This window comes from Nocardia amamiensis NBRC 102102 (assembly GCF_001612745.1).
Taxonomy (GTDB): Bacteria; Actinomycetota; Actinomycetes; order Mycobacteriales; family Mycobacteriaceae; genus Nocardia; species Nocardia amamiensis.
The window spans coordinates 1-2599 of record NZ_BDBA01000382.1 but is presented as its reverse complement, the minus strand read 5'-3'; the positions used below and the strand labels follow the sequence as shown (position 1 = coordinate 2599).

General features: G+C 71.1%; 1 protein-coding gene. It reads left to right on the top strand.

Going from position 1 to position 2599, the window contains the following annotated elements; genetic code table 11:
* Positions 1-2599 (top strand): condensation domain-containing protein (locus NA4_RS37870; protein ID WP_157129572.1); only part of this gene is annotated, 2599 nt, incomplete at both ends.

Here is a 2599-nt window from a genome sequence, read left to right as displayed (position 1 = left end):
CGTTCATCACCCCGTCGGTGCTCGCGTCGCTGGATTCGGCGGCGCTGGCCGGCATGCGGGTGATCGTGGCCGGCGGTGAAGCCGTGCCCGCCGATCTGGTCAGCAAGTGGGGTGGCGCGCCGGACGGATCGGGCCGCCGCTTCCACAACGGCTACGGCCCGACCGAGACCACGATCATGACCAATATCAGCGACGCGCTCGCGCCCGGTGATCTGGTCACCATCGGCGGCCCGATCCGCGGCATGCAATCGCTGATCCTGGACGCCCAGCTCAGGCCCGTTCCGGTGGGTGTAGCAGGTGAGCTGTATCTGTCGGGCGTTCAGCTCGCGCGTGGCTACCACGCGCGGCCGGGCCTGTCGGCCGAGCGGTTCGTCGCCAACCCGTACGTCCCCGGTGCGCGGATGTACCGCACCGGTGACGTCGTGCGCTGGACAAGCACCGGCGAGGTCGAATATGTCGGCCGCTCCGACTTCCAGGTGAAGGTGCGCGGTTTCCGCATCGAGCTCGGCGAGATCGACGCCGCGCTCGCCTCGCACGCGACCGTCGACTTCGCGGTCACCCTCGGGCACAAGAATGCCGCGGGCGCGGTGTCGCTGGTGTCGTATGTGGTTGCGGCGAACGGTCATTCGATTGATGTCCCGGCGCTGACCGCGCACGTCGAGGACCGCCTGCCCGCCTACATGGTGCCCTCGTCGATCATGGTGATCGACCACGTTCCGCTCACCCCGGTGGGCAAGCTGGACCGCAAGGCGCTGCCGGAGCCGGTGTTCGCGACCGAGGTCGTGTTCCGTGCGCCGCGCACCCCGGTCGAGCAGACCATCGCCGAGGTGTTCGCCGAAGTGCTCGGCGTGGAGCGCGTCGGCGTGGACGACTCGTTCTTCGCGCTCGGCGGCGACAGCATCGTGTCCATCCAGCTGGTCTCGCGGGCCAAGGCGCGCGGCGTGGTGTTCACGCCGCGGCACGTCTTCGAGCAGCGGACGGTGGCCGGACTGGCCGCCGTCGCGGAAACCGCCGAGGCGGCCGAGGCGTCGGCCGTGACGCTCGCCGAGCTGCCGGGCGGCGGCATCGGCACGATGCCGTTGACGCCGGTGGTCCGGTTCATGGCCGAGCGGCGCGGCTCGTTCGGCCGGTTCAACCAGACGCTGGCGCTGGAACTTCCGGTCGGCATCGATCGAGCGGGCATCGCCGCGACGGTCGGCGCTGTCATCGACCGGCACGACATGCTGCGGGCGAGCCTGCGCCGCGACGGCGACGACTGGGTCGTCGAGACCGCCGCGCCCGGCACGGTCGAGGTGGACGCGCTGATCGATCGCACCGAATTCGACGCGGGTGTCGGCGATGCCGAGCTGGTCGAGATCGCCTCGGCCGCGCTGGACGAGTCGCTGGACCGGCTCGATCCGGCTACCGGCGTGGTCATCCGGTTCGTCTGGCTGGAACCCTCGTCCGCCGATCGCGCCGGACGCCTGATCGTCGTGGCGCATCACCTGGTGGTGGACGGTGTTTCGTGGCGCATCCTGGTGCCGGACTTCGTCACCGCGTGGGGCCAGCGCACCGCGGGCCGGACGCCCGAGCTGGTCGCGCCCGCGACCTCGATGCGCGCGTGGGCGCACGGCCTTGAGCGTGAGGCCGCCAGCCCGGAGCGGGTGGCCGAACTCGACTACTGGCGTTCGGTGACCGGCACGCCCGATCCGCTGCTGACCGAGCGCCCGATGGATCCGGAAGTGGATACCTCCGGCGTCATCGAGAAGTTGCCGGTCGAGGTGTCCGCGGAGGTCACCAAGGCCCTGCTCACCACGGTTCCGGCGCTGTTCCACGGCGGCGTGAACGACGGCCTGCTCGCGGCGCTGGCACTGGCCACCGCGAAGTGGCGGGCGCGCCGGGTGGCCGCTCGCGGCGACGACTCGCTGCTGATCCGCTTGGAGGGCCACGGCCGCGAGGAAGACGTGGTAGCGGGTGCGGACCTGTCGCGAACCGTCGGCTGGTTCACCGCGATCTACCCGGTCGCCTTCGACCTGTCCGGCATCGACGTCGACGCGGCGTTCGCGGGCGGGCCCGCGCTCGGTGCGGCCGTCAAGGCGGTCAAGGAACAGCTGCTCGCCGTGCCGGACAAGGGCATCGGCTACGGCCTGCTGCGCTACCTGAACGCCGAGACCGCCGCTGAGCTGCCGCGCGAACTGCCCGGCCAGGTGAGCTTCAACTACCTGGGCCGCGTCTCCGAAGGCGACGTGCCCGAGTCGCTGCGCGGCTTCGGCTGGATCCCGGCACCGGAACTCGGCGCGCTGGGCGGCGCTTACGACGCGGACATGCCCGCGATGGCGCCGCTGGACGTGAACGCGATCGTGGTCGGCGACAAGCTGACCGCCACCATCGGCTACCCGTCCACCCTGCTGACCGCCGCCGACGTGCGCGAGTTCGGCGAGCTGTGGACCGCGGCGCTGGAAGCGGTTGCCCGCCACGCCAATTCGACCGGCGCGGGTGGACACACCCCGTCCGACTTCGCGTTGGTGCGCAGTACTCAGCGGGATATCGACGGTTGGGAGCAGCGCTTCGGAGCGCTGGCCGACGTCTGGCCGCTCTCGGCGCTGCAAGCCGGTCTGCT